Origin of the sequence: Escherichia fergusonii ATCC 35469 (assembly GCF_000026225.1) — a bacterium.
Taxonomy (GTDB): domain Bacteria; phylum Pseudomonadota; class Gammaproteobacteria; order Enterobacterales; family Enterobacteriaceae; genus Escherichia; species Escherichia fergusonii.
The window spans coordinates 1,544,801-1,570,327 of sequence record NC_011740.1; the positions used below are offsets into that span (position 1 = coordinate 1,544,801).

A 25,527-nucleotide genomic window follows, 5' to 3' on the forward strand; every position below is an offset into this window, starting at 1 on the left:
TCTTACTACAATAACCGCCATTTTTCAGCTACTGGATAAGAAAGTGACCGTATCTTCTCATCGTCTTGAACTGTTAAGCCCGGCACGAGATGCCGCCATTGCCCGCGAAGCTATTTTGCACGGTGCTGATGCCGTATATATTGGCGGCCCAGGTTTTGGTGCTCGTCATAACGCCAGTAATAGCCTGAAAGATATTGCCGAACTGGTGCCGTTCGCTCATCGCTATGGGGCAAAAATTTTCGTCACACTCAACACCATCTTGCATGACGATGAACTGGAACCGGCGCAGCGGTTGATTACTGACTTGTACCAGACAGGTGTTGATGCCCTGATCGTGCAGGACATGGGAATTCTTGAACTTGATATTCCACCAATTGAATTGCACGCCAGTACCCAGTGTGACATTCGCACAGTTGAAAAAGCGAAGTTTCTTGCTGATGTCGGTTTTACCCAGATTGTGCTGGCGCGTGAACTGAATCTCGAGCAGATCCGCGCCATTCATCAGGCTACAGACGCAACCATTGAGTTCTTTATTCACGGAGCACTATGCGTAGCGTATTCCGGTCAGTGTTACATCTCTCATGCGCAAACGGGGCGTAGCGCCAACCGTGGTGATTGTTCACAAGCGTGCCGTTTGCCGTACACCCTGAAAGACGATCAGGGGCGCGTGGTTTCTTATGAAAAACACCTGCTGTCGATGAAAGATAATGATCAAACCGCTAACCTGGGCGCCTTGATCGATGCTGGTGTGCGTTCCTTCAAGATTGAAGGACGATATAAAGATATGAGCTATGTAAAGAATATCACTGCCCATTATCGCCAGATGTTGGATGCCATTATTGACGAACGCAGTGATCTGGCAAGGGCTTCATTTGGCCGTACAGAACACTTCTTCGTGCCATCGACAGAAAAAACCTTCCATCGCGGTAGCACCGACTACTTTGTTAATGCACGTAAAGGTGATATTGGGGCCTTTGACTCACCGAAATTTGTCGGCCTGCCGGTGGGAGAAGTGTTAAAAGTGGCGAAAGATCACCTTGATGTAGCCACCACCGAACCGTTAGCCAATGGCGATGGCCTGAACGTGTTGGTGAAGCGCGAAGTGGTTGGTTTCCGTGCCAATACCGTAGAGAAAACCGGGAACAATCAGTATCGCGTCTGGCCGAATGAGATGCCTGCGGAAATGCACAAAATTCGTCCCCATCATCCGCTTAATCGCAATCTCGATCATAACTGGCAACAGGCACTGACTAAAACCTCCAGCGAACGTCGGGTAGGTGTAGACATTGAGCTGGGGGGCTGGCAGGAACAACTTATTCTGACATTGACCAGCGAAGAGGGCGTTAGCATCACGCATACACTGGATGGACAGTTTGATGAAGCGAATAACGCCGAAAAAGCGCGCAATAACCTGAAAGATGGACTGGCGAAACTGGGGCAGACCATCTATTACGCCCGCAATGTACAAATTAACTTACCGGGGGCACTCTTTGTGCCAAACAGTCTGTTAAATCAGTTCCGCCGGGAAGCTGTTGAAATGCTTGATGCCGCGCGTCTTGCCAGTTATCAACGAGGCAGTCGTAAAGCGATCTCTGTGCCCGCGCCTGTCTATCCGCAAACGCATTTAAGTTTCCTGGCTAACGTCTATAACCATAAAGCCCGTGAGTTTTATCATCGTTATGGTGTGCAATTAATCGATGCCGCATATGAAGCCCATGAAGAAAAGGGTGAAGTACCGGTAATGATTACTAAACATTGTCTGCGTTTTGCTTTTAATTTGTGTCCGAAACAGGCAAAAGGGAATATAAAGAGCTGGAAGGCGACACCCATGCAGTTAGTGAATGGTGATGAAGTATTAACCCTGAAATTTGATTGCCGACCGTGTGAAATGCACGTAATCGGTAAGATTAAAAATCACATTCTCAAAATGCCATTGCCAGGTAGTGTCGTGGCATCTGTCAGCCCGGAAGATTTACTTAAAACGTTGCCTAAGCGTAAAAATTAATGACAGGCTCCTAAAAAATTACCTTTCGTTATAAGTAGTCAAAAAGGGTCGCCAATTAATAAGCTGGTGGCCTTTTTTATTATCTTATTAATATGCGCTAAATAATTCTAATGCACGACAAACGCCTGTATTGTCCCTGAATTACCAACAGACGCAGCTTGAAGTATGGTGAATATAGATGAGGCAGTAAAGAATAACGGACGTTAACATTATTCAGATGATTTGACTGATCAGATATGTTGAATGATAAATGCTACTAATAAAATAAATGACAAGGCCTTTCATTTTAAGTGACTTTTCCTCCACTGATAATGAGAGGGTAGGGATATAACAGCGGACAGAAAACAAGTATTTTATCTAAATATCCGATACGAAGAAAGTTGTTGTATTAATCCCCTTAAATGTTAAGTTTTGCATTCATAAAAAACAGTATACATTACAATGAAATGCGTCTTATTAAGATGATTAATATGGTTTCACGCCCGATTTTGAAAAATTCTCCTGTACAGTACGACGCCATCATCAGGTGATGACCTGACTACAACTCAGATGTAATAAATGATAATGCTGTTACCAGGCATGAATGGAGTCGGGTAATTAGATAATGGAGAATTTATGAATTGGTCAAATACTATTAACGAACATTCTCTTTATATGTTTGAGAATTTTTTATTCTCTTCAGAGGGAGTGTTACGCTGTAAAGATAAAGAAGTGTATTTGCCACCTAAAGAAGCAGGAGTGCTTACCGTTCTACTAAAAAACTATCGGCATATTGTTTCGAAAGAAAAAATCATCAATGATGTATGGAATAATGCTGTTAGTGACGAATCACTGACCCGGTGTGTCTATATTCTGCGAAATGCTCTGGGTAAAGATAACAAGCATCTTATTGAGACGGTATATAATAGGGGCTATAAAATTAATGCCACTGTTACAGTGGTTGATGGTTCGTCGCAAACAAAGTACGAAGAGTTATATCATAATTTTCCTCATCAGCAGAATGATTGCATAAAAATTAGTAATACACTGATAAAACTTCTGGCGCTGATTGATGCAAAGAAAATAGATGGTCAATTTGACGGGTGTGAATTTGATAGTCTGAAAAAATCATTATTACAATATTGCAATCAAATGTAAGGTGATAACACTCGCAACATGAGCAATTTTTTGTCAATTCTGCACTAAAGAATTGTATAGACATGTACCGTGCCAACTTTTGATATTAAATATTCATTGACTGAATTTTTCCGGCTTGCGCGACTTTTGCCAGTAGAAATGCTCGCGCAGGCTCTCCGCTGAATCTTCTGCAACAACACGTAACTCATCGCTGTCAGCTTCATGCCGCAGTTGATGATCCACATTCTTTACCCACAAAAACTCATGTCCTTTATGCCCAGCCATCAGTTGACCGGAGAACAGCGCACAAGTCACTAACACTACAGATAATGCTTTAGCCAACATCCCGCCACCTTGTAATTGCGTTTTGGGAAATAATAATGACAGCATTTTTTAAGGTTACTGTTCTGTTATGAAAATTAGAGTAAAGTTGTCATTTTTAACAACTGATATAGACTGCCGGGTAATCTACAAATCATAACAATACGATAATGAAAAAATACCAGCAGCTTGCAGAACAATTACGCGAGCAGATTGCGTCGGGTATCTGGCAACCCGGCGATCGTTTACCTTCGTTGCGTGACCAGGTGGCGCTTTCTGGCATGAGCTTTATGACCGTCAGCCATGCCTATCAGTTGCTCGAAAGTCAGGGACATATTATCGCGCGACCGCAGTCGGGTTATTACGTTGCGCCACAGGCAATAAAAATGCCGAAAGCGCCAGTCATTCCAGTCACTCGAGATGAAGCAGTCGATATCAATACCTATATTTTTGATATGTTGCAGGCCAGCCGCGATCCGTCGGTAGTTCCGTTTGCCTCGGCCTTTCCCGACCCGCGACTTTTCCCCCTCCAACAACTGAACCGCTCGCTGGCGCAGGTAAGCAAAACCGCCACGGCGATGAGCGTGATTGAAAACTTACCGCCAGGAAACGCAGAACTGCGTCAGGCTATTGCTCGTCGCTATGCCTTACAGGGCATCACTATTTCTCCCGATGAAATTGTTATTACCGCCGGGGCGTTAGAGGCATTAAACCTCAGTTTACAAGCGGTAACGGAACCAGGCGATTGGGTGATAGTAGAGAATCCTTGTTTCTACGGCGCGTTGCAGGCACTGGAGCGGTTACGGCTGAAGGCGTTATCGGTGGCGACGGATGTTAACGAAGGGATCGATCTCAAGGCGCTGGAACTGGCGTTGCAGGAGTATCCGGTGAAAGCGTGCTGGCTGATGACTAATAGCCAGAATCCACTCGGGTTTACCTTAACGCCACAGAAAAAAGCGCGACTGGTAGCGTTGCTCAATCAGTACAACGTAACGCTGATTGAAGATGACGTGTATAGCGAACTTTATTTTGGACGGGAAAAACCGCTGCCTGCGAAAGCGTGGGATCGCCACGATGGCGTTTTGCATTGCTCTTCGTTTTCGAAATGTCTGGTGCCAGGTTTTCGTATTGGTTGGGTCGTCGCCGGAAAACACGCACGCAAAATTCAACGCTTGCAATTGATGAGTACGCTTTCGACCAGTTCACCGATGCAGCTTGCGCTGGTGGATTATTTTTCCACGCGCCGTTACGACGCCCATCTTCGTCGCCTGCGTCGCCAGCTTGCGGAACGTAAACAACGTGTCTGGCAGGCACTGCTGCGTTATCTGCCTGCGGAAGTGAAAATTCATCATAATGACAGCGGTTATTTTCTCTGGCTGGAACTCCCCGCGCCGTTAGATGCGGGCGAATTAAGTATTCAGGCATTGGCGCATCATATCAGTATTGCGCCGGGTAAAATGTTTTCTACTGGCGAAAGTTGGTCATGTTTTTTCCGTTTTAATACTGCATGGCAGTGGGGCGAGCGCGAAGAACAGGCGGTTAAACAATTAGGCAAACTTATTCAAGAACGGCTGTAATAGCGTTAAATTTAATTCCTCTTAGGTTGGGTAATATGAATTTCGAATAGCAGTCATATTTCCTAACCCCTTGTCTATACTCCAGAAGATAACCTCGCAGACGGCATAATGCGCGGTAGCTCACAACCTGATTAAATTTTCTCAGGGGCGAAGGTGTGCCTGCAAGCCGCCGTCTATGGTTAAACAAGGAGATATTTTTACGGCACGGCGGCTGAACAATTAATTACGACAGGAGTAAGACCTTATGAGCAAGACATTTGCCCGCAGCAGCCTGTGTGCGCTCACCATGACAATAATGACCGCTCACGCCGCCGAACCACCTACCAATTTAGATAAACCGGAAGGGCGACTGGATATTATCGCCTGGCCGGGATACATCGAACGCGGACAAACTGATAAACAATACGACTGGGTAACGCAATTCGAAAAAGAGACAGGTTGCGCGGTGAATGTAAAAACCGCCGCGACGTCCGATGAAATGGTCAGTCTGATGACCAAAGGGGGTTACGATCTGGTTACGGCATCCGGCGATGCCTCGCTGCGTTTGATTATGGGTAAACGCGTGCAGCCGATTAATACCGCATTGATTCCCAACTGGAAGACGCTAGATCCGCGTGTGGTTAAAGGCGACTGGTTTAACGTTAGTGGCAAAGTTTATGGCACACCTTACCAATGGGGGCCGAACCTGCTGATGTACAACACTAAAACCTTCCCGACCCCGCCGGATAGCTGGCAAGTGGTTTTTGTTGCGCAGAATCTGCCGGACGGCAAGAGCAATAAAGGCCGCGTTCAGGCTTATGATGGCCCTATTTATATTGCGGACGCTGCGTTGTTCGTTAAAGCCACTCAGCCGCAGTTGGGCATCAGCGATCCGTATCAACTCACCGAAGAACAGTACCAGGCGGTGCTGAAAGTGCTGCGCGATCAACATAGTTTGATCCATCGCTACTGGCATGACACTACCGTGCAAATGAGTGATTTCAAAAACGAGGGTGTGGTTGCTTCCAGTGCATGGCCTTATCAGGCCAACGCCTTGAAAGCCGAGGGGCAGTCTGTCGCTACCGTATTCCCGAAGGAGGGCGTTACCGGTTGGGCTGATACCACCATGCTACATAGCGAAGCGAAACATCCGGTTTGCGCCTACAAATGGATGAACTGGTCATTAACGCCAAAAGTGCAGGGCGATGTGGCGGCCTGGTTTGGCTCGTTACCGGTAGTGCCGGAAGGGTGTAAAGCCAGTCCGTTATTAGGCGAAAAAGGTTGTGAAACAAACGGTTTTAACTATTTCGATAAAATCGCCTTCTGGAAAACGCCTATAGCAGAAGGGGGCAAGTTTGTTCCCTACAGTCGCTGGACGCAGGATTACATTGCCATTATGGGCGGTCGCTAACTTCGCTGGGGTGTTTTATGACGTACGCAGTGGAGTTTGACAACGTCTCGCGACTGTATGGTGATGTGCGCGCGGTAGATGGCGTCAGTATTGCGATAAAAGATGGTGAGTTTTTCTCAATGCTGGGGCCGTCTGGCTCCGGCAAAACCACCTGCCTGCGCCTGATTGCTGGATTCGAACAGCTTTCCGGCGGGACTATATCTATCTTTGGTAAACCCGCCAGCAATCTGCCGCCGTGGGAGCGGGACGTGAATACCGTCTTCCAGGACTACGCGCTATTTCCGCATATGTCGATTCTTGACAACGTGGCCTATGGGCTGATGGTCAAAGGGGTGGATAAAAAACAGCGACACGTAATGGCGCAAGAGGCGCTGGAGAAAGTGGCGTTGGGGTTTGTACAGCAACGTAAACCGTCACAACTTTCTGGTGGTCAGCGCCAGCGGGTTGCTATCGCCAGAGCATTGGTGAATGAGCCGCGCGTATTGCTGTTGGATGAACCGCTCGGCGCGCTGGATCTCAAGCTGCGTGAGCAGATGCAACTTGAGCTGAAAAAGCTGCAACAGTCTCTCGGTATCACATTTATCTTCGTTACCCACGATCAGAGCGAAGCGTTATCGATGTCCGATCGTGTTGCGGTATTCAACAACGGTCGTATTGAGCAGGTCGATTCCCCGCGCGATCTCTATATGCGTCCGCGCACGCCGTTTGTTGCGGGATTCGTCGGGACATCCAACGTTTTTGAGCCGCTAATGGCCGAGAATCTTTGCGGCATGATAGGCAGTTTTGCCCTGAGACCGGAACATATCCGCCTCAACACCCCCGGCGAAGTGCAAGTTAATGGCACGATCCAGGCGGTGCAGTATCAGGGCGCGGCGACCCGTTTTGAACTGAGACTGAATGGCGGTGAAAAACTGCTGGTGAGTCAGGCCAATATGACAGGCGAAGAACTGCCTGCCACGCTCACGCCCGGACAACAGGTGATGGTTTCCTGGTCGCGCGATGTGATGGTGCCGCTGGTTGAGGAGAGGTGAATGGCGATGAACGTATTGCAATCACCTTCACGTCCAAATCTGGGTAAGGTGTCAGGATTCTTCTGGCGGAAACCGGGACTGGGGCTGTTTTTGCTGCTGCTTGGTCCGCTGATGTGGTTTGGTATCATCTATTTCGGCTCGCTGCTGACGCTATTATGGCAGGGCTTTTATACCTTTGACGATTTCACCATGTCGGTAACGCCAGAACTGACGCTGGCGAATATCCGCGCGCTGTTTAATCCGGCGAATTACGACATCATCCTTCGCACGCTAACCATGGCTGTGGCTGTCACTATCGCTAGCGCCATTCTGGCTTTTCCGATGGCGTGGTATATGGCGCGCTATACCAGCGGGAAAATGAAAGCGTTCTTTTATATTGCGGTGATGCTGCCAATGTGGGCGAGTTATATCGTAAAAGCCTATGCCTGGACCTTATTGCTGGCAAAAGATGGCGTGGCGCAGTGGTTTTTACAACATCTGGGGTTGGAGCCGCTACTCACGGCGTTCCTTACGTTACCCGCGGTGGGCGGCAATACGCTGTCAACTTCCGGGCTGGGGCGCTTTCTGGTGTTTCTCTATATCTGGCTGCCGTTCATGATCCTGCCCGTGCAGGCGGCGCTTGAGCGTTTGCCGCCGTCATTGTTGCAGGCGTCGGCTGATCTTGGCGCGCGTCCACGGCAAACCTTTCGCTATGTGGTGCTGCCGCTGGCGATCCCGGGTATTGCCGCTGGCTCTATCTTTACCTTTTCACTCACACTGGGCGATTTTATCGTTCCGCAGCTGGTTGGCCCTCCAGGATATTTTATCGGCAATATGGTTTATTCCCAGCAGGGGGCGATTGGCAATATGCCGATGGCGGCGGCATTCACCCTGGTGCCGATTGTTCTCATCGCACTGTACCTGGCGTTCGTGAAACGTCTGGGAGCGTTCGATGCACTCTGAACGCGCACCGTTTTTCCTCAAACTGGCGGCCTGGGGCGGCGTGGTTTTCCTACATTTTCCCATCCTGATTATCGCCGCCTATGCGTTTAACACTGAAGATGCGGCGTTTAGCTTTCCACCGCAAGGCCTGACGCTGCGCTGGTTTAGCGTGGCAGCACAGCGTAGTGATATTCTTGATGCCGTGACACTGTCACTTAAAGTGGCGGCGCTGGCGACATTAATTGCGCTGGTATTAGGGACGCTGGCAGCTGCCGCGCTGTGGCGACGAGACTTTTTCGGCAAAAACGCCATTTCGTTGTTACTGCTGCTGCCCATTGCGCTGCCGGGCATTGTCACTGGTCTGGCGCTATTAACCGCTTTTAAAACCATCAATCTGGAGCCGGGATTTTTCACCATCGTGGTCGGTCATGCGACTTTTTGCGTAGTGGTGGTGTTTAACAATGTCATCGCCCGTTTTCGCCGCACCTCCTGGAGTCTGGTTGAGGCGTCAATGGATCTTGGGGCCAATGGCTGGCAAACCTTCCGCTACGTAGTGTTGCCGAATCTCAGTTCGGCGCTACTGGCAGGAGGAATGCTGGCGTTTGCCTTGTCGTTCGATGAAATCATCGTGACGACCTTTACGGCAGGTCATGAACGAACGTTACCGTTGTGGTTGCTCAATCAGCTTGGGCGACCACGTGATGTACCGGTAACAAACGTGGTGGCACTGCTGGTTATGTTGGTAACAACCTTGCCGATCCTGGGAGCCTGGTGGCTAACCCGCGAAGGCGACAATGGTCAATAACCACTGATACAGGAATATGCTATGCAACATAAGTTACTGATTAACGGAGAACTGGTTAGCGGCGAAGGGGAAAAACAGCCTGTCTATAATCCGGCAACGGGGGACGTTTTACTGGAGATTGCCGAGGCATCCGCAGAGCAGGTGGATGCTGCTGTTCGCGCGGCAGATGCAGCATTTGCCGAATGGGGGCAAACCACGCCGAAAGCGCGTGCGGAATGCCTGCTGAAACTGGCCGATGTTATTGAAGAAAATGGTCAGGTTTTTGCCGAACTGGAGTCCCGTAATTGTGGCAAACCGCTGCATAGTGCGTTCAATGATGAAATCCCGGCGATTGTCGATGTCTTTCGCTTTTTCGCCGGGGCGGCGCGGTGTCTGAATGGTCTGGCTGCCGGCGAATACCTTGAAGGTCATACTTCGATGATCCGTCGCGATCCGTTGGGGGTCGTGGCTTCTATCGCACCGTGGAATTATCCGCTGATGATGGCAGCGTGGAAACTGGCTCCGGCGCTGGCGGCAGGGAACTGCGTAGTGCTTAAACCATCAGAAATTACCCCGCTGACAGCGTTGAAGCTGGCAGAGCTGGCGAAAGATATCTTCCCGGCTGGCGTGATTAATGTGCTGTTTGGCAGAGGCAAAACGGTGGGCGATCCGCTGACCGGACATCCCAAAGTGCGGATGGTGTCGCTGACGGGCTCTATCGCCACCGGCGAGCACATCATCAGCCATACAGCGCCGTCTATTAAGCGTACTCATATGGAGTTGGGTGGCAAAGCGCCAGTGATTGTTTTTGATGATGCTGATATTGAAGCAGTGGTCGAAGGTGTTCGCACTTTTGGCTATTACAATGCCGGACAGGATTGTACCGCGGCATGTCGGATCTACGCGCAAAAAGGGATTTACGATACGCTGGTAGAAAAACTCGGTGCTGCAGTGGCAACGTTAAAATCTGGTGCGCCGGATGACGAGTCCACAGAGCTTGGACCGTTAAGTTCGCTGGCACATCTCGAACATGTCAGCAAGGCGGTAGAAGAGGCGAAAGGGACAGGGCACATCAAAGTGATCACCGGTGGTGAAAAGCGCAAGGGTAATGGTTATTACTATGCGCCTACGCTGCTGGCTGGCGCGTTACAGGACGATGCCATCGTGCAAAAAGAGGTATTTGGTCCGGTGGTGAGCGTGACGGCCTTTGACAATGAAGAACAGGTGGTGAACTGGGCGAATGACAGCCAGTACGGACTTGCATCTTCGGTATGGACTAAAGATGTGGGCAGGGCGCATCGTGTCAGTGCACGGCTGCAATATGGCTGTACCTGGGTCAATACCCATTTCATGCTGGTAAGTGAAATGCCGCACGGTGGGCAGAAACTTTCTGGTTACGGCAAGGATATGTCACTTTATGGGCTGGAGGATTACACCGTCGTCCGCCATGTCATGGTTAAACATTAAGAAAAATTATTAAACTGTTGGAGATGTGGATCAAACACACTGTCAGAGGTGGGAAATAGTCTCTGACAGTGTGTGCTGCAAAAAAGTTCAGCAGTCAGTAAAACCATCCAAATCTCAAAGAGATAAGAGCAAGAAGCCCTAACGCAGCAAAGACATTTATCATTACTACAGTTCTACTGGAAACATTCATTTTTGCTACCCCGTGTAATTACCACATTTTATATAGTACGGGTTCAGTTACCTTGCAATACAACAAATCGCTTAATCCATTAATTCTATCCGCTAAATAATTAGGCTCGCAGCAGATGTAACTTAAGCTGTAACGGGTATATGTGCTCAGGTTCATATCTGAGTTCGCTAATAATCACTTGATTCACATTAAATATGGGAGCATATTTCGCGCGTTACAACTTATGGCAGGATGCCCGGAATGACGATATTTCAAAAAATGCTAATTTTCTACGCTGTGATGGCGGTCATCTCTTCTATCATTACCTGGTTTCTCTCCCATGATAAAACGAGCATACGCCTGCTTAGTGCTTTTCTGGTAGGTATCACCTGGCCAATGAGCTTGCCTGTTGCACTTCTGTTTTCACTTTTTTAGCCATACGCTCCCACCCATGCTGAATATTCAGTGGGTGGGTTAAAGGCTTATTGTGGCTCGCTGGTTGGGGCGTCCTGGTATGGTGTGGCATTTGCAGGCGCATTGCCGCTGCTGGTACGTACATACAGAATTTTATGTGTGTCGTTGGCGCAATGGCCCACAACCTGAGAGTCAGGTTGATCAGCCTGATCATTAGGCACAATTGTTAGTGTGAAGTTTGCCTCCGGCACACCGTTATTGATGATACGTTGTGCGATATCACTCTTAATCCGTTCACACGATTCGGGCGCGGCTATAGCGGAAAATGCAGCTGTAAGCAGGGTAACAGCCACAATGCAATTTGCTCTTTTCATGTTCTACTCCTTTAATCAATATATTATGCAGATCATAGCATTTATCGTGTAAATTAATGTATTTGCTCTATTATTGATGCCTACCTTCTTGTTACGGCGTAAAAATGAAAAAACAATTATTACTGAGTGGGTTGTGTATAGTGCTTAGTGGTTGTGACAACGTCACACCATCGGTTTCTTTTGCTCCAGAAATGGCCAGTTTCTCTAATGAATTTGATTTTGACCCTTTGCGTGGTCCGGTGAAAACGTTCACGCAGACGCTGATAAGTGAAGAAGGTAAAGTCGAAAAACGTGTCAGTGGCACGCTTTCTGAAGAGGGCTGTTTTGATACTCTTGAGTTACTTGATCTTGAGCATAACTCGGTTGTGGCATTAATTCTGGATGCCAATTATTACCTTGATGCAGAAACACTGGAGAAAAAAATACGTTTGCAGGGGAATTGTCAGTTAGCTGAACTGCCTGCTGCCGGGCTGGTTTGGGAAATGAACGATAAAGAATTTCTTACGCGAGCCAGTGGTAAAAACATTCGCATTGAGTATCGTTACGATAACGAAGGCTACCCCATTGGAAAGACGTCTACTAAAGCAGAGACGGTTTTCGCAGTTAACCTGCAACCTTCAACCGATCCGTTAAAAAAACTCGATTACACCGCCCAACAAACCTTCAATGGCAAAGCCATCGGAAGCTCAAAACAATACTGTGATTATGACAAATTTGCTAATCCGGTCAGTTGTGAACTGGTAATGATTGATGAAAGTGTAAAACCGACAGTAGAGCGGCTTTACACCATCAAATATGATATTGAGTACTATTAAAAAGTTATTGCGCAGTAGGTTTCAATAGACTTGATCCCGGTTGCTTGTGCTCTGCCAGATACTGATGCTGGAAGATACACATTCGGATGGTATTGCGATATTCGCCATTGATAAAAAATTCATGAATAAGCTCTCCTTCGACCATAAAGCCCAGCTTACGGTAGATATGAATGGCTTTTTCATTCTCTTTATCAACAATCAGATAGAGCTTATACAGATTAAGTACAGTGAAACCATAATCCATCGCCAGCTTTGCCGCACGGGTGGCAAGCCCTTTACCCTGGTACTCAGGTGAAATAATGATCTGAAATTCTGCCCGCCGGTGGACGTGGTTAATCTCGACCAGTTCTACGATGCCTGCTTTTTCGCCATCACACTCAATGACAAAACGGCGTTCGCTTTGATCGTGAATATGCTTGTCATAAAGATCAGATAACTCCACAAAGGCTTCGTAAGGTTCCTCAAACCAGTAGCGCATAACACTGGCATTGTTATCGAGCTGGTGCACGTAACGCAAATCCTCACGCTCCAGAGGGCGTAACTTAACACTATGGGCGCTTGTCATTGTATGATATTCCTTTAACTTATTGATTTACTAGGGTGTGATAACGCGTCCTGTACGACGATCCAGGCAGCGCAGGGTATTAGGTTCCCAGTAGGCGTTAATGTTGCTGCTTTGCTCACATTTATCACGGTTATCAAATGCAGCGTCTGCCTTATCCCACTCTTTCTCAGTACGTTTATTCACTTTTTGCCGTAGCATTCGGGTATCATTCCATTGCTCTTTTTCCATACTGGCGTGCTGGCGGCTTTGGGCACTATCACCGGATTCGATGATCAACTTACTGGTTTCAGCCTGTACGGAGGTGGCAAGTACTACGCTACCTGCGAATACAGCACCGAGCAGAAATGGCAATTTGCCTGAAAGTATGTTCATGGTAACGTCCTGAGTTAGCAGAATAAATACTCACTATGAGTGCAATTAGTTTCATAATCTGTCGAAATCCTACCCGTAATCAGGTCAGAACACGTCGGATTATGATGACGTATCATAACTATACCAAATATAAATAAAGGAAAATGATGTTCAAAACTACACTGCTTTTTTTCATCACTGCGCTTTGCGAGATCATTGGCTGTTTTCTTCCCTGGTTGTGGTTGAAACGTAATGGCAGTATCTGGTTGTTGCTTCCGGCAGGAGTATCGCTGGCATTCTTTGTATGGTTGTTGACACTTCATCCTGCAGCGAGCGGTCGTGTCTATGCCGCCTACGGCGGTGTGTATGTTTGTACTGCTTTACTCTGGTTACGATTTATCGATGGCGTGAAACTGTCGCTTTATGACTGGTCCGGGGCATTAATTGCGCTCTGTGGCATGTTAATTATTGTTGCGGGATGGGGGCGCGCTTAAGCGCCTTTTTTGTGATCTATTAGTGCTTTTTTGATCATTATACTTGTATGGTAGTAGTTTAGTTGCGTAAATTCCCGGCATCTCCAGAACAGATGCAAGGAACAAATAATGAAGATTGTAGGGGCTGAAGTTTTTGTTACCTGTCCGGGACGTAACTTCGTCACGTTAAAAATTACCACCGAAGATGGCATTACCGGGCTGGGAGATGCGACCTTAAATGGGCGTGAGCTTTCAGTGGCTTCATATCTGAAAGATCATATTTGTCCGCAGCTTATCGGTCGTGATGCTCACCGAATTGAAGATATTTGGCAGTTTTTCTACAAAGGCGCTTACTGGCGTCGTGGACCAGTAACGATGTCAGCGATCTCGGCCGTGGACATGGCTCTTTGGGATATTAAAGCCAAAGCAGCCAACATGCCGTTATATCAATTACTGGGTGGTGCTTCCCGTGAAGGCGTAATGGTTTATTGCCATACCACGGGGCACACTGTCGATGATGTCCTGGAAGATTACGCTCGCCATCAGGAAATGGGCTTCAAAGCGATTCGCGTACAGTGCGGCGTACCCGGTATGAAAACTACCTATGGAATGTCGAAAGGTAAGGGGCTGGCTTACGAACCGGCAACAAAAGGACAGTGGCCGGAAGAGCAGTTGTGGTCTACAGAAAAATATCTCGATTTCACACCAAAATTATTTGAAGCCGTACGTAATAAATTTGGCTTTAATGAGCATCTGCTGCATGACATGCACCACCGTTTGACTCCGATAGAAGCCGCGCGCTTTGGTAAGAGCATTGAACAATATCGTCTGTTCTGGATGGAAGATCCGACACCAGCGGAAAATCAGGAGTGCTTCCGTCTTATTCGTCAGCACACCGTTACGCCTATTGCTGTGGGTGAGGTGTTTAACAGCATCTGGGATTGCAAGCAACTGATTGAAGAACAGCTTATTGATTACATCCGTGCCACATTGACACATGCGGGCGGTATCACCGGGATGCGGCGAATTGCCGATTTTGCTTCGCTCTATCAGGTGCGCACCGGTTCTCACGGACCTTCCGATCTCTCTCCAGTTTGCATGGCAGCTGCACTGCATTTCGATCTGTGGGTGCCTAACTTCGGCGTTCAGGAATACATGGGGTATTCAGAACAAATGCTTGAGGTATTCCCGCATAACTGGACGTTTGATAACGGCTATATGCATCCTGGTGACAAACCGGGCCTTGGCATTGAATTTGACGAAAAACTGGCAGCGAAATATCCATACGAACCTGCTTATTTGCCTGTTGCTCGTCTGGAAGACGGTACTCTGTGGAACTGGTAAGGAAGACGATGATGGTGAGTGTTGTAGTTGAAAAACCAGGCCAAATGTGTCTGGTAGAAAGTGTTAAATCTGAACCTAAAGCCGATGAGGTTTGCGTAAAGGTCGAATATGCAGGGATTTGTGGTTCAGATCTGCACATTTATCACGGGGCTAATCCATTTGCAGTTTATCCACGCATTGTTGGTCACGAATTTGTGGGTACGATAATCCAGGTTGGCGAGAATATCGATCCGCTGCGTATAGGCGAGCGAGTCGTGGTCGATCCGGTCATTAGCTGCGGTCATTGCTACCCGTGCTCAATTGGGCGACCAAATGTCTGTGAAAGCCTCAATGTATTGGGTGTTCATCGCGATGGCGGCTTTACTGAATATACATGTGTACCGGCAACAAATGCTTATCCGGTGCCTGAAGATATTCCGGCAAATATAGCTGTAACAATCGAACCTTATGCCGTCGCAGCCAACGTAACAAATCGTACTGGCGTTTATCCTACCGATATTGCACTGGTTTATGGAGCAGGCCCGGCGGGGATGACGATAATTGATGTGTTACGTAATGTCTGGCAAATTCCAGTGATTGTGGTTGATCAGCGTGAAGATCGACTGGAAAGTGCACGTCGTTGTGGTGCGACGTATACTTTCAATAACCGGAACGGTTCATTACGTGAATATCTGGCAAGTGAAAAAATTACGCCAACGTTAATTATCGATGCGGTATGTCATCCATCCATCCTTGAAGAGGCCGTTACGCTAATTTCCTCTGCAGGACGAATCGGTCTTTTAGGTTTTTCTGCGACGCCGTCCGCAATAGCGCAACAAGAATTAACACGTCGTGAGTTAACCCTCTATTCATCGCGATTAAATTGTCGTATGTTCCCTACGGTTATCGAATGGATGCAACATAATCTAATTCACCCGGAGAATATTATAAGTCACGTTTTTGATATTCACCATGTGGACGAAGCCTTTAAACTTATAGAGTCCCAACAAGAAGGTCTTTGCAAAGTATTATTAAAGTTTCCCGAATCCTGACCCTCATTTATAAAAACAACTGTACCTACAAGGAACATAGATCATGGAAAAGAAAAAACTGTCACTGGCTCTTTGTACGCTGTTTGGCGGGTTATTAAGTTTTTCTGCATATGCGGCTGATGTCACGTTAAAATTAGGTCACCCTGTTAACGAAGAGCATAGTTGGCATAAAGCGTCGCTTAAATTTGCTGAACTGGTAAAGCAAAAGACAAATGATGCAGTTGAAGTAAAAATTTATCCTAACGAATCATTAGGTAAAGAGATGGATATTATCAACGCTATCCAGTTGGGGAGTGTTGATATGACCATCACAGGGGAGTCATTACAAAACTGGGCACCTTCTGCGGCATTACTGGCAGTGCCTTATATGATTACATCTTCTGAACAAATGGAAAAAATAGTTAATGGGGAAGTCGGTGCGCAAATATCAAAAGATATTGAAGAACGCGTGAAACTGAAAACTATTGCCTGGTTCGAACGTGGCCCGCGTAATTTGACCTCTAACCGTCCGATCACGAATCCACAAGAGTTAAAAGGGCTGACTCTGCGCTTACCTAACGTACCGATGTTCATCAGCGTATGGAAAGATTTAGGCGCGCAGCCGACACCAATGGCATTCTCAGAAGTGTTTACTGGGCTGCAACAGGGCGTCATTGAGGGGCAAGAAAACCCCTTATCTATGATCATGAGCGGTAGTTTCTTTGAAGTGCAGAAATACCTTAACCGGACTGAGCACGTTCGTAGTTGGATCTATCTGACAATGGGCAGCAAAAAGTTCAACAAGCTGAAGCCTGAATATCAGCAAGCTATTCTGGATGCAGGCAAAGAAGCTCAGGCTTACGAGCATGAGTTATATCTCCAGGATGAAGAAAAATTAGTTGAAGCTCTGCAAGCGAAAGGGATGACACTGGTTGATGTTCATCAGAATGAATTTGCTAAAATAGCAAACGAGTCAGTCGAAAAATCAATAAATCCGCAAATTAAGCCTCTTTACGAAAAAGCTCGCGCCACAAAATAACATTAAACGGGGGAGTCGCTTCCCCCTTTTTTGAGCTACAGGGGTTCGGATATGTTTAATAAGCTTTATGGCTATATAGAAAAGATCTATTTAATTATTGGCGCAGTTTTGTTAACTGCGCTCATTGGTGTTGTATTGCTCCAGGTTATATCTCGTCCATTACCTATTAGTTCTCCAGCATGGACAGAAGAGGCGGCACGATTTCTTTTAGTATATGTAGTTGCATTTGGCTGTGCATTGGCTACCGGTAGGCGCGAATTAGTCAATGTAGATTTGGTGATAAGTATGCTTTCACCAGCATTAAGAAAAGGTCTGGTGCTCATTATTGATCTCGTCATTCTTACCTGCTCAATAACGCTAATGATCAATTCCGTTGAATATGTAGAAAGTACCATGTGGCGCATGGCAACCACGCTGCCTATTTCGCAGGCATGGGTGACAACATCGGTTATTATAATCACTGCCAATATGTCTCTTTTTACCTTATTCAATCTGATTCGGGATTTTACGCCGCAAGAGCGGAAATAGAATTATCTAACGTGAGAACAGCGCATGAATCCGACTATTGGTCTGTTTGTGATTTTCTTTGTTTCACTTATGCTGGGTGTGCCGGTTATTTTCTCCCTGGCGTTATCTTCAATCTTCTATTTACTGGTTACCGATATGGGACTCGCTATTATGGCGAATCAGTTCTTTAGCGGTATGGACTCTTTTGTACTGCTCTGTATCCCCGGCTTTCTGCTGGCTGGCGGGTTAATGAACGGTGGCGGCATAACTGATCGTATTGTTTCTTTCAGTAATGCCTGGCTTGGTCATATACGTGGCGGCCTGGCAATGGCCAACGTAAGTGGTTCAATGATTTTTGCCGGAATTTCAGGCACAGCGGTATCGGAAGCCGCAAGTATCGGTTCGGTTATGATCCCAGCCATGAAACGCAGTGGGTACGACGCACCGTTTTCGGGGGCAATTACGGCTGTAGCCTCGACGGTTGGACCGATCATCCCTCCCAGCGTACCAATGATTATCGTCGGCACGTTAACGGGGTTGTCCGTGGGTAAACTGTTTATCGCGGGGGCTGTACCCGGTTTACTGATGGGCGCAACGATGGCGGGTATTGCGTGGTATCTGGCACGTAAACGTGGGTATCCAAAGGGGGAGAAGGCATCATTCCGTGAGCGTCTGCGCGCAACCCGTGGTGCTATTTGGGCAATCCTGATGCCGGTTATGATCATCGGTGGCCTGGTCACTGGACTGTTTACACCGACAGAAGCATCTGTATTTGCAGTGGTTTTCGCGCTGATCGTCGGCTTTTTCGTCTATGGCGATCTGACCGTGAATAAATTCATGGGCTGCATGATGGAAAGTATCAGCGGTACGGCAGGTATCCTGATGCTGGTGGGGTTCGCTAACGTTTTTGCCTGGATCCTGACTTCAGAAGGGATTCCACAGCAAATTGCAGATGGCATGTTATCCATTACTGATAACAAGTATGTGTTAATTCTGATGATTAACCTGCTGCTGTTGTTAGTCGGGATGTTTATGGAAACCATCGCCGCGTTACTTATTCTGTTTACTCCTTTACTTTCTGTCGCTACCGCCATCGGTATGGACCCAATCCACTTCGCAGTAATGATGGTAATGAACCTGGTTATCGGCTTAACGACGCCGCCAGTCGGTGTGTGCCTTTTCGTCTCACAGGGTATTGCTCGTGTCTCCTTAGGGGAGATCAGTAGAGCGGTTATTCCGTTCATTACCGGAAATATCATTTTGCTCTTTATGGTTTCTTATATTCCAGGTCTTTCGCTGTGGCTCCCGGCGCTGTTAGGTATGAAATAAGCGGCCATTAAGTTGAGTCTGAATAATTCGTGTCTAACACGTTGTAAAAGGAATTTAGTATGAAGATAAATACAATATCAGCGCTTAGTAAACTGGCTTGTCTTTTACCTTTATTGATGGTTGACGCAAGTTTTGCTGCTGAGTCTTTAAATGTCAGCACCTCGCTTTCGCCGGATGATCCTATTTATAAAGGCTTACAAAGTTTCAAAAAAGGCGTTGAAAGCCGTACCAATGGCGAAGTCAAAATTAAGCTCTTTTCCAGCGGTCAGTTAGGCGCAGATAACGAACTCTTACAGCACGCGCAGGCAGGAAGCAATGTCGGGGTGGTGGTTGACGGTGCTCGTCTGGCACAGTTTGTGCCAGAGTTTGCCATTATTCCCGCACCGTTTGTCTTCAAAGACTACACGACGCTGAAAAAATTTATCAGCAGCCCGGTGTTCGCACAATGGAGTGAGCAAATGTCCAGCAAGTCCGGGCTGACGCCACTTTCATTTAACTGGTATCAAGGGGCGCGGATGCTGGTTACGCAAAAACCTGTCAGCAAACCGTCAGATCTTAACGGTGTGCGCGTTCGCGCTTTGGAAGCGCCGGTAACTATTGAAACCATAAAATGTATGGGAGGCTCTCCGACACCGCTTTCCTGGTCCGAAATCTATTCTTCAATTCAGACCGGGGTCGTGGATGCCGCTGAGGCTCAGCCGACAGCGGTTTATGGTTCAAAGTTGTATGAAATTACTAAGCACATAACAAAAACCAACCATATTCATTTAATGACCGGAATTATTGTTTCACAGAAATGGCTCTCCAGCCTGACAGCGGAACAACAAACCATTTTGCGTGAAGAAGCACAGAAAAATGGTGATATTGCCTCTGAAAATACCATCCTGGCGGGCGATAAAATGTTAGATGAAATGGCGAAAAAAGGGATGACGATTTCCGAGGTTGATACTCAACCTTTCATTGATGGATGCCGTTATGTACCTGAAAAGCTTGGCTTAAGCGAAGCATACAAACAAGTTAATTCAATAATTAATTAAATAATATAAGCAGAGTTTCGGCTCTGCTTCATTGTTTGGGGTGCATGAATGAAATATTTCCGCAAGACCGAACTTGTCCTTGCTCGTCTTGGTTTAATTGCCATTGTTTTAATTATTTTGTTTGGCGGCATTAGTCGTAGTATCGGTCATCCGGTAATCTGGTCGCTGGAGATAGCGATGGTACTTTTTGCCTGGGTTAGTATGTTTGCCATTGATTATGCTTTTCAGACTCGCAGGCATATTGGCATCGATGCACTTACAAATTTATTCCCCCCACACTTACAGCGATTGTGCCTTTGGTTTAATGAAATATGTATTCTCGGATTTCTCTTTTGTGGCGTCTGGTACGGTTTTAACTTCACCTGGACGACACACAACCAGGTTCTGCCCGTTACTGAAATATCACTTGCCTGGCTGAACAGTGCTGTGCCAACGGGGTGTTTGTTAATGGTGGTGACGTCACTGTCATTTATCTTGCAGGGATGTCGGGAGAAAACTGCTGTCGTTCAGGAGGAAACATGTTAATAGCCGTCATTATATTTGTGGTATTACTTTGTATAGGTATGCCTGTAGGAATGGTTATTGCTATCTCCAGCCTGAGTTATTTTTTTACCGCCGATTTTTTACCCATCGGTATAGCCTTTCAAAAATTTTCTGCACCAACACAATCATTTCCCATTCTGGCAACGCCACTCTTTTTATTAGTCGGCAACTTACTCAATAAATCGGGGGTAACCGGACGTTTGCTTGATTTTGCTCGTGTGATATCTGGCTGGATGATTGGTGGACTGGCACAAATCAACGTATTACTGGCGTGTCTGTTGGGGGGCGTTTCGGGGTCAGCAACGGCAGACGCCGCGATGCAGGCGAGGGTACTTGGTTTACCCATGGTAGCCAGGGGTTATCCGAAAGCATTTAGTGCTGTAGTTATCGCCTTTAGTTCGCTAATTACTGCCACTATCCCGCCCAGTATTTTGATGATCCTGTATGGTTTTGTAGGCAACGTCTCCATCGGCAAATTGTTTATGGCGGGTATTTTTCCTGGGCTACTGTTAACAGCAATACTGATGCTGACGAATTATCTTCTGGCGCGAAAAATGAATATCAAGCCAGAGACGGCTTCGTTGCCTGGTCGCCAGGAAGTGTGGCGTAGTTTTAAAGAGAGTTTTTGGGCACTGATGTTTCCGGTGGTATTGATTGTCGTAATTCGCCTGGGGATTTTCACTACTACAGAAGCTGGCGCGTTTATTGTCTTGTACTCGTTTATTATTGGTCGCTACATCTATAAGGCACTGGATAACGCAGTGTTGTGGGAAGTCCTGAAAGAAACCATTAATGATGTCGGCGTTGTAATGCTGTTAATTATGTCGGCAGCCATTCTCGGCCATATCACCATTCTGGACCAGATCCCGCAACAACTTGCAGAAACGATCCTTGCTTTCACAGAGAATAAATATGGCATCCTGTTTTTACTCCTTACGCTAATAGCGGTTGCAGGGATGTTATTTGATGGCAGTGTGATTATTCTGCTATTAACGCCCATTTTGCTCCCTATTGCCATTGAGGCTGGATTTGATCCTATCCATTTCGGCATGATTTTTGTGGTACTGACTCTGCTGGGTGCCAATACTCCACCGGTTGGCATATGTATGTACACCGTCTGTGGCATTTTAAACTGCAGCTCTGTCGCGTTTGTTCGCGCGTCGCTCCCTTATTTAATCGCATTTTTATCTTTCATTATTCTGTTGGTGATATTTCCGCAGATCGCGTTGTTTTTACCTTCGCTATTGATGTAAGGCCAGAACTCACCGCTACGCTATTCCTTGCGGATAAGTAGCGCTTTTTTATTCACACTATGATTGGAATTAACAGGTCTTCTTATGGAAAACAGACTATTAAACGCCAGGGCTACACTTCCCGATTATGACCGCTCAAAACTTGTTCCACGGATTGTTCATTTAGGATTTGGCGCTTTTCACCGGGCGCATCAGGCCGTATATACCGATATTCTGGCGAGTGAACACGGTAGTGACTGGGGATTTCATGAAGTCAACCTGATCGGTGGTGAGCAGCAGATAGCAGATCTTAAACAACAGGATAACCTGTATACCGTGGCTGAAATGTCTGCTGACAACTGGACTGCACGGGTTGTTGGCGTTGTTAAAAACGCACTTCATGCACAGGTAGATGGCCTGGAAAGTGTGCTGGCCGTGATGTGTGAACCACAAGTAGCGATTGTGTCACTGACCATTACCGAGAAAGGTTATTGTCATTCCCCGGCAACAGGGGAATTAATGCTGGATCACCCGATGATCGTGGCTGATCTGCATAACCCGACACAACCGAAAACGGCGCCAGGCATTGTGGTCGAAGCACTGGCACGCCGTAAATCTGCAGGGCTGTCTGCTTTTACGGTGATGTCCTGTGACAATATGCCAGAAAATGGTCATGTGATGCGCAATGTTATCCTCACTTATGCCAGAGCATTGAACAGTGAGCTTGCCAGATGGATTGAGCAACATGTCACTTTCCCATCGACCATGGTTGACCGTATTGTTCCGGCAGTTACTCACGAGAGTCTGGACAAAATAACGCAGTTAACGGGGGTCAGTGATCCGGCTGCTGTTGCCTGCGAACCTTTCCGCCAGTGGGTGATCGAAGATAATTTTGTTGCCGGGCGTCCTGGATGGGAAAAAGCAGGGGCAGAACTGGTATCCAATGTTCTTCCTTATGAAGAAATGAAACTGCGTATGCTTAACGGTAGCCACTCTTTCCTGGCGTATCTTGGGTATCTGGCAGGTTATCAGCATATTAACGAATGTATGGCTGATGAGAATTACCGCCTGGCGGCACATTCACTTATGCTCCATGAGCAAGCGCCGACGTTAAAAGTACAGGGTGTTGATTTAGGTAAGTACGCGGATTCCTTAATTGCGCGTTACAGCAATCCGGCATTACGCCATCGGACATGGCAGATTGCCATGGATGGCAGCCAGAAGCTGCCGCAGAGAATGCTGGATTCAGTACGCTGGCATCTTGCCCATAATAGTGAATTTGATTTACTGGCGTTAGGTGTTGCAGCATGGATGCGCTATGTCGGCGGTGTGGACGAGCAGGGAAATGCGATTGAAGTGAGTGATCCGCTATTACCGTTGCTGCAGAAAGCGGTGGCTGGCAGTAAAGAAGGTGAAGAACGCGTTAAGGCCTTGTTTGCGATAGAAGCGATCTTTGGTGCGGAATTACCAAAAGTAACAGCTTTCACTGCTAAAGTTAGCGCGGCATATCAATTGCTTCTGGCAGAAGGTGCAAAGGTCGCGGTGGCAAAATACGCGGCAAAACTAAAGTAATTTGAACGACATATCAGGCCTGCAAACTCGTGAAAATTGATTGAAATAAAAGAGTTTGTAGGCCGGATAAGAAACTGAAATCACGCCATTAGTTCATGCCAAGGCGGATCAGATCCATAGGGGACAGTTTTTCTTCGCATCCCTCAACTACTGCGGTTTTGCCACGGCGGATTTCTTCAGCGGTCAGACCTTCAGTGTCAATGGACAAGATTTTACCAGTATGGCCAGTTCCGCTAACCATTACGCGGCTGCCGATGGTAATTGCGTTACGGTTACGATCGTAGGTCGTCATAGGTGTTTTTCTCCTTTCTGAATTACAGTCGAAGCCCACGTAACGGGCGCCATATAAATACGCTTCTTTACATTTAATTTTTTTGTTTTTGATCAAATTCACATCTTTTTTGATGAATATATGCATGGAAAGAAGGGTATTTATTACCATAATCGCGGTAAGGATTATCTGATGGCATCAGTTGACATTTTCAAGGGGGAATAGCGCTAAAAAGAATAATGATTATTGTCGGAGGTAAAGCAATTATAAAATTTTGTAACATGCCGGATAATCACCTGTATCCGGCATGTATTCAGGAGGATATTAATCTTCACTAAACCAGTCACTGTTCTCCTGGCGAATTAAACGAACGGATTCGCCAATTTCTTGCAAGTGGATCGTCATTGCTTTTTCGACTGCATCACCATCGCGGTTTTGCAGAGCTGTAAAAATATCCAGATGCTGGCGCAACAGCATATCAGGGGGAGATACGTGATCGAGACTCATATAACGCACCCGGTCTATGGTGGCTTTAATATTCTCTACGGTATCCCAGGCTAACTGACAATTGGCAATGGTTGCCAGCTTCTGATGAAAATCATCATCCAAATCGAAAAAGTCGTTTAGTTGTTTACGCTCAATGGCAATACGTTGTAGCTGCAGGTTTTGTTCCAGTTGATAACACTGGCCTTCGGTAATCATCGAAGCGGCGCGGCGCGCAACAGCACATTCAATGGCCTGCCGTACAAAACAGCCGTTTAGTACCTGTGAAAGTGAAATTTTAGTTACGTAACTTCCACGTTGCGGACGTATCTGAATAAGGCCGTTTTCAGCCAGTTTAATAAATGCTTCTCGCACTGGTTGGCGCGAAACATTAAAACGTACAGAAACCTCTTTTTCTGACAGCGGAGTACCTGGCGGAATCAGGCAATGCACAATGTCGCGACGAAGAATACGATAAATCTGTTGATTAACAGGTTGTGTGGGATTGAGTTGTGTTTCGACGGTCATTGTTCTGGCTTTTCAGTGAGTAAACCTTACAAGTTTACCACTTTTTTGCCTTAAGCTATAACCCGGCGATTAAGCCGGGTATAAAATTACTGGCGATGAATGTTTAGACCCGCATAAGTTTGGGTAACGGGCATAATTTCAAGGGTATTCACATTGACATGCGCGGGTAGAGTTGAAACCCACCAGACCGCTTCAGTTATATCTTCTGGCGTCAGCGCAACGGTATTTTCGTAAGTTTTACCGGCTTTATCATCGTCGCCTTTAAAGCGGACGTTAGAAAATTCAGTGCCGCCGACTAAACCGGGTTCAATATCTGTTACACGTACCGCTGTACCATGTAAATCTGTACGTAAATTCAGACTGAACTGACGGACAAACGCTTTTGTGGCGCCATAGACGTTGCCACCAGCATAGGGCCAGCTACCTGCCGTGGAACCGATATTAATAATATGCCCCCGATTGCGCTCAACCATGCCTGGCAGTACAGCGCGAGTCATATAAATCAGCCCTTTATTGTTGGTATCGATCATCGTTTCCCAGTCTTCAACATTGGCTTTATGGGCAGGTTCCAGCCCCAGTGCCAGACCGGCGTTATTAACTAAAATATCAATGTCGCGAAACTCAGGCGGTAACGATTCAAGCATCTCTTCAATGGCTGCCCGATTACGTACATCGAGCTGGGCGATGAATAAGTTTGCGCCTAATTCATCTTTCAACTCCTGAAGTCGCTCCTGGCGACGCCCGGTCGCTATAACTTTATGGCCGTTCTGGATAAAACGACGCGTGATGCTTTCCCCAAAACCTGCAGTAGCCCCGGTAACTAAAACGATCATTTCACTGTTCCTCAGCACTTTTCGGA

Annotated in this window: 28 protein-coding genes; 20 read left to right on the plus strand and 8 right to left on the minus strand. The window is 46.9% G+C overall.

The window, feature by feature from the left end:
* The first annotated feature begins 43 nt into the window (after positions 1–43).
* Both rlhA and EFER_RS07635 read left to right on the plus strand, forming a co-directional pair.
* The gene (gene rlhA / locus EFER_RS07630; RefSeq protein WP_000218818.1) at positions 44–2,005 is read left to right on the plus strand and encodes a 23S rRNA 5-hydroxycytidine C2501 synthase; all 1,962 of its coding nucleotides are present in this window, start codon (positions 44–46) and stop codon (positions 2,003–2,005) included.
* A 615-nt stretch (positions 2,006–2,620) separates the two neighbouring features.
* Entirely contained in the window at positions 2,621–3,142 is a 522-nt protein-coding gene (locus EFER_RS07635) for a winged helix-turn-helix domain-containing protein (RefSeq protein ID WP_001104582.1), read from the plus strand.
* Positions 3,143–3,235: 93 nt separating this feature from the next.
* On the opposite strand, the gene EFER_RS07640 is transcribed toward EFER_RS07635, so the two are convergent.
* A complete protein-coding gene (locus EFER_RS07640) occupies positions 3,236–3,466 on the minus strand; it encodes a DUF2554 family protein (RefSeq protein ID WP_000879817.1) in 231 nt (76 codons plus the stop codon).
* Positions 3,467–3,612: 146 nt separating this feature from the next.
* Here EFER_RS07640 and EFER_RS07645 point away from each other — a divergent pair, with 146 nt between their 5' ends.
* The 6 genes from EFER_RS07645 (at position 3,613) to patD (ending at position 10,612) form a co-directional block, all read left to right on the plus strand.
* Positions 3,613–5,019: an aminotransferase-like domain-containing protein gene (locus EFER_RS07645; RefSeq protein WP_000760599.1), complete on the plus strand. Its 1,407-nt coding sequence runs from the start codon at positions 3,613–3,615 to the stop codon at positions 5,017–5,019.
* 244 nt (positions 5,020–5,263) lie between these two features.
* A complete protein-coding gene (ydcS, locus tag EFER_RS07650; RefSeq protein ID WP_000047459.1) occupies positions 5,264–6,409 on the plus strand; it encodes a putative ABC transporter substrate-binding protein YdcS in 1,146 nt (381 codons plus the stop codon).
* Between the two features lie 17 nt (positions 6,410–6,426).
* Positions 6,427–7,440 carry an ABC transporter ATP-binding protein gene (locus EFER_RS07655; protein WP_000220429.1) on the plus strand — a complete coding sequence of 338 codons (1,014 nt, stop codon included), beginning with the start codon at positions 6,427–6,429 and terminating at the stop codon, positions 7,438–7,440.
* A complete protein-coding gene (locus EFER_RS07660) occupies positions 7,441–8,382 on the plus strand; it encodes an ABC transporter permease (RefSeq protein ID WP_001251336.1) in 942 nt (313 codons plus the stop codon).
* Positions 8,372–9,166, plus strand: a complete 795-nt coding sequence (locus EFER_RS07665) for an ABC transporter permease (RefSeq protein ID WP_000555458.1) — start codon at positions 8,372–8,374, stop codon at positions 9,164–9,166. The genes EFER_RS07660 and EFER_RS07665 overlap by 11 nt, the downstream gene beginning before the upstream one ends.
* A gap of 21 nt (positions 9,167–9,187) precedes the next feature.
* On the plus strand, positions 9,188–10,612 hold the full coding sequence (gene patD, locus EFER_RS07670; protein WP_001163862.1) for an aminobutyraldehyde dehydrogenase: 1,425 nt from the start codon (positions 9,188–9,190) through the stop codon (positions 10,610–10,612).
* A 94-nt stretch (positions 10,613–10,706) separates the two neighbouring features.
* Here the strand turns inward: patD and yncL are convergent, their stop codons facing one another.
* Positions 10,707–10,802 carry a stress response membrane protein YncL gene (gene yncL, locus EFER_RS22925; RefSeq protein WP_071821795.1) on the minus strand — a complete coding sequence of 32 codons (96 nt, stop codon included), beginning with the start codon at positions 10,800–10,802 and terminating at the stop codon, positions 10,707–10,709.
* Between the two features lie 240 nt (positions 10,803–11,042).
* Between yncL and EFER_RS07680 the strand changes: the two genes are divergently transcribed.
* A complete protein-coding gene (locus tag EFER_RS07680) occupies positions 11,043–11,216 on the plus strand; it encodes a GhoT/OrtT family toxin (RefSeq protein WP_002431543.1) in 174 nt (57 codons plus the stop codon).
* A 47-nt stretch (positions 11,217–11,263) separates the two neighbouring features.
* Here the strand turns inward: EFER_RS07680 and EFER_RS07685 are convergent, their stop codons facing one another.
* Entirely contained in the window at positions 11,264–11,569 is a 306-nt protein-coding gene (locus EFER_RS07685) for a DUF1161 domain-containing protein (RefSeq protein WP_000816974.1), read from the minus strand.
* A gap of 104 nt (positions 11,570–11,673) precedes the next feature.
* Between EFER_RS07685 and EFER_RS07690 the strand changes: the two genes are divergently transcribed.
* On the plus strand, positions 11,674–12,384 hold the full coding sequence (locus EFER_RS07690; protein ID WP_000744404.1) for a YnfC family lipoprotein: 711 nt from the start codon (positions 11,674–11,676) through the stop codon (positions 12,382–12,384).
* A 4-nt stretch (positions 12,385–12,388) separates the two neighbouring features.
* Here the strand turns inward: EFER_RS07690 and speG are convergent, their stop codons facing one another.
* Together speG and EFER_RS07700 are read right to left on the minus strand one after the other, a co-directional pair.
* A complete protein-coding gene (gene speG, locus EFER_RS07695; RefSeq protein WP_000199500.1) occupies positions 12,389–12,949 on the minus strand; it encodes a spermidine N1-acetyltransferase in 561 nt (186 codons plus the stop codon).
* A 30-nt stretch (positions 12,950–12,979) separates the two neighbouring features.
* Positions 12,980–13,321 carry a DUF1283 family protein gene (locus EFER_RS07700; RefSeq protein WP_001024043.1) on the minus strand — a complete coding sequence of 114 codons (342 nt, stop codon included), beginning with the start codon at positions 13,319–13,321 and terminating at the stop codon, positions 12,980–12,982.
* 146 nt (positions 13,322–13,467) lie between these two features.
* Here EFER_RS07700 and EFER_RS07705 point away from each other — a divergent pair, with 146 nt between their 5' ends.
* The 10 genes from EFER_RS07705 (at position 13,468) to EFER_RS07750 (ending at position 23,386) form a co-directional block, all read left to right on the plus strand.
* Positions 13,468–13,794, plus strand: coding sequence for a YnfA family protein (locus EFER_RS07705; RefSeq protein WP_000477371.1), 327 nt, complete (start codon positions 13,468–13,470; stop codon positions 13,792–13,794).
* 108 nt (positions 13,795–13,902) lie between these two features.
* Entirely contained in the window at positions 13,903–15,117 is a 1,215-nt protein-coding gene (gene rspA, locus EFER_RS07710; protein WP_000706275.1) for a starvation-sensing protein RspA, read from the plus strand.
* Between the two features lie 11 nt (positions 15,118–15,128).
* A complete protein-coding gene (locus tag EFER_RS07715; protein WP_000255432.1) occupies positions 15,129–16,148 on the plus strand; it encodes a Zn-dependent oxidoreductase in 1,020 nt (339 codons plus the stop codon).
* Positions 16,149–16,191: 43 nt separating this feature from the next.
* Complete coding sequence (locus EFER_RS07720) at positions 16,192–17,166, plus strand: TRAP transporter substrate-binding protein (RefSeq protein WP_000412294.1); 975 nt, start codon at positions 16,192–16,194, stop codon at positions 17,164–17,166.
* A 51-nt stretch (positions 17,167–17,217) separates the two neighbouring features.
* Positions 17,218–17,694 (plus strand): TRAP transporter small permease, encoded by a 477-nt coding sequence (locus EFER_RS07725; RefSeq protein ID WP_000482359.1) that lies wholly within the window; start codon positions 17,218–17,220, stop codon positions 17,692–17,694.
* A gap of 24 nt (positions 17,695–17,718) precedes the next feature.
* Positions 17,719–19,002 carry a TRAP transporter large permease gene (locus EFER_RS07730; protein WP_001070126.1) on the plus strand — a complete coding sequence of 428 codons (1,284 nt, stop codon included), beginning with the start codon at positions 17,719–17,721 and terminating at the stop codon, positions 19,000–19,002.
* Positions 19,003–19,061: 59 nt separating this feature from the next.
* A complete protein-coding gene (locus EFER_RS07735) occupies positions 19,062–20,039 on the plus strand; it encodes a C4-dicarboxylate TRAP transporter substrate-binding protein (RefSeq protein ID WP_000700889.1) in 978 nt (325 codons plus the stop codon).
* 48 nt (positions 20,040–20,087) lie between these two features.
* Positions 20,088–20,564: a TRAP transporter small permease gene (locus tag EFER_RS07740; RefSeq protein ID WP_000873383.1), complete on the plus strand. Its 477-nt coding sequence runs from the start codon at positions 20,088–20,090 to the stop codon at positions 20,562–20,564.
* Positions 20,558–21,835, plus strand: coding sequence for a TRAP transporter large permease (locus EFER_RS07745; RefSeq protein ID WP_000903826.1), 1,278 nt, complete (start codon positions 20,558–20,560; stop codon positions 21,833–21,835). Before EFER_RS07740 ends, EFER_RS07745 begins: the two co-directional genes overlap by 7 nt.
* Positions 21,836–21,919: 84 nt before the next feature.
* The gene (locus EFER_RS07750; RefSeq protein WP_000431565.1) at positions 21,920–23,386 is read left to right on the plus strand and encodes a mannitol dehydrogenase family protein; all 1,467 of its coding nucleotides are present in this window, start codon (positions 21,920–21,922) and stop codon (positions 23,384–23,386) included.
* Positions 23,387–23,474: 88 nt separating this feature from the next.
* Here the strand turns inward: EFER_RS07750 and ydfZ are convergent, their stop codons facing one another.
* The 3 genes from ydfZ to ydfG all read right to left on the minus strand — a co-directional run bounded on the left by ydfZ (position 23,475) and on the right by ydfG (position 25,501).
* Positions 23,475–23,678, minus strand: a complete 204-nt coding sequence (gene ydfZ, locus EFER_RS07755) for a putative selenium delivery protein YdfZ (protein WP_002431541.1) — start codon at positions 23,676–23,678, stop codon at positions 23,475–23,477.
* 303 nt (positions 23,679–23,981) lie between these two features.
* A complete protein-coding gene (locus EFER_RS07760) occupies positions 23,982–24,668 on the minus strand; it encodes a GntR family transcriptional regulator (RefSeq protein ID WP_000215572.1) in 687 nt (228 codons plus the stop codon).
* 86 nt (positions 24,669–24,754) lie between these two features.
* Complete coding sequence (gene ydfG / locus EFER_RS07765) at positions 24,755–25,501, minus strand: bifunctional NADP-dependent 3-hydroxy acid dehydrogenase/3-hydroxypropionate dehydrogenase YdfG (RefSeq protein ID WP_002431540.1); 747 nt, start codon at positions 25,499–25,501, stop codon at positions 24,755–24,757.
* Positions 25,502–25,527: the final 26 nt, after the last annotated feature.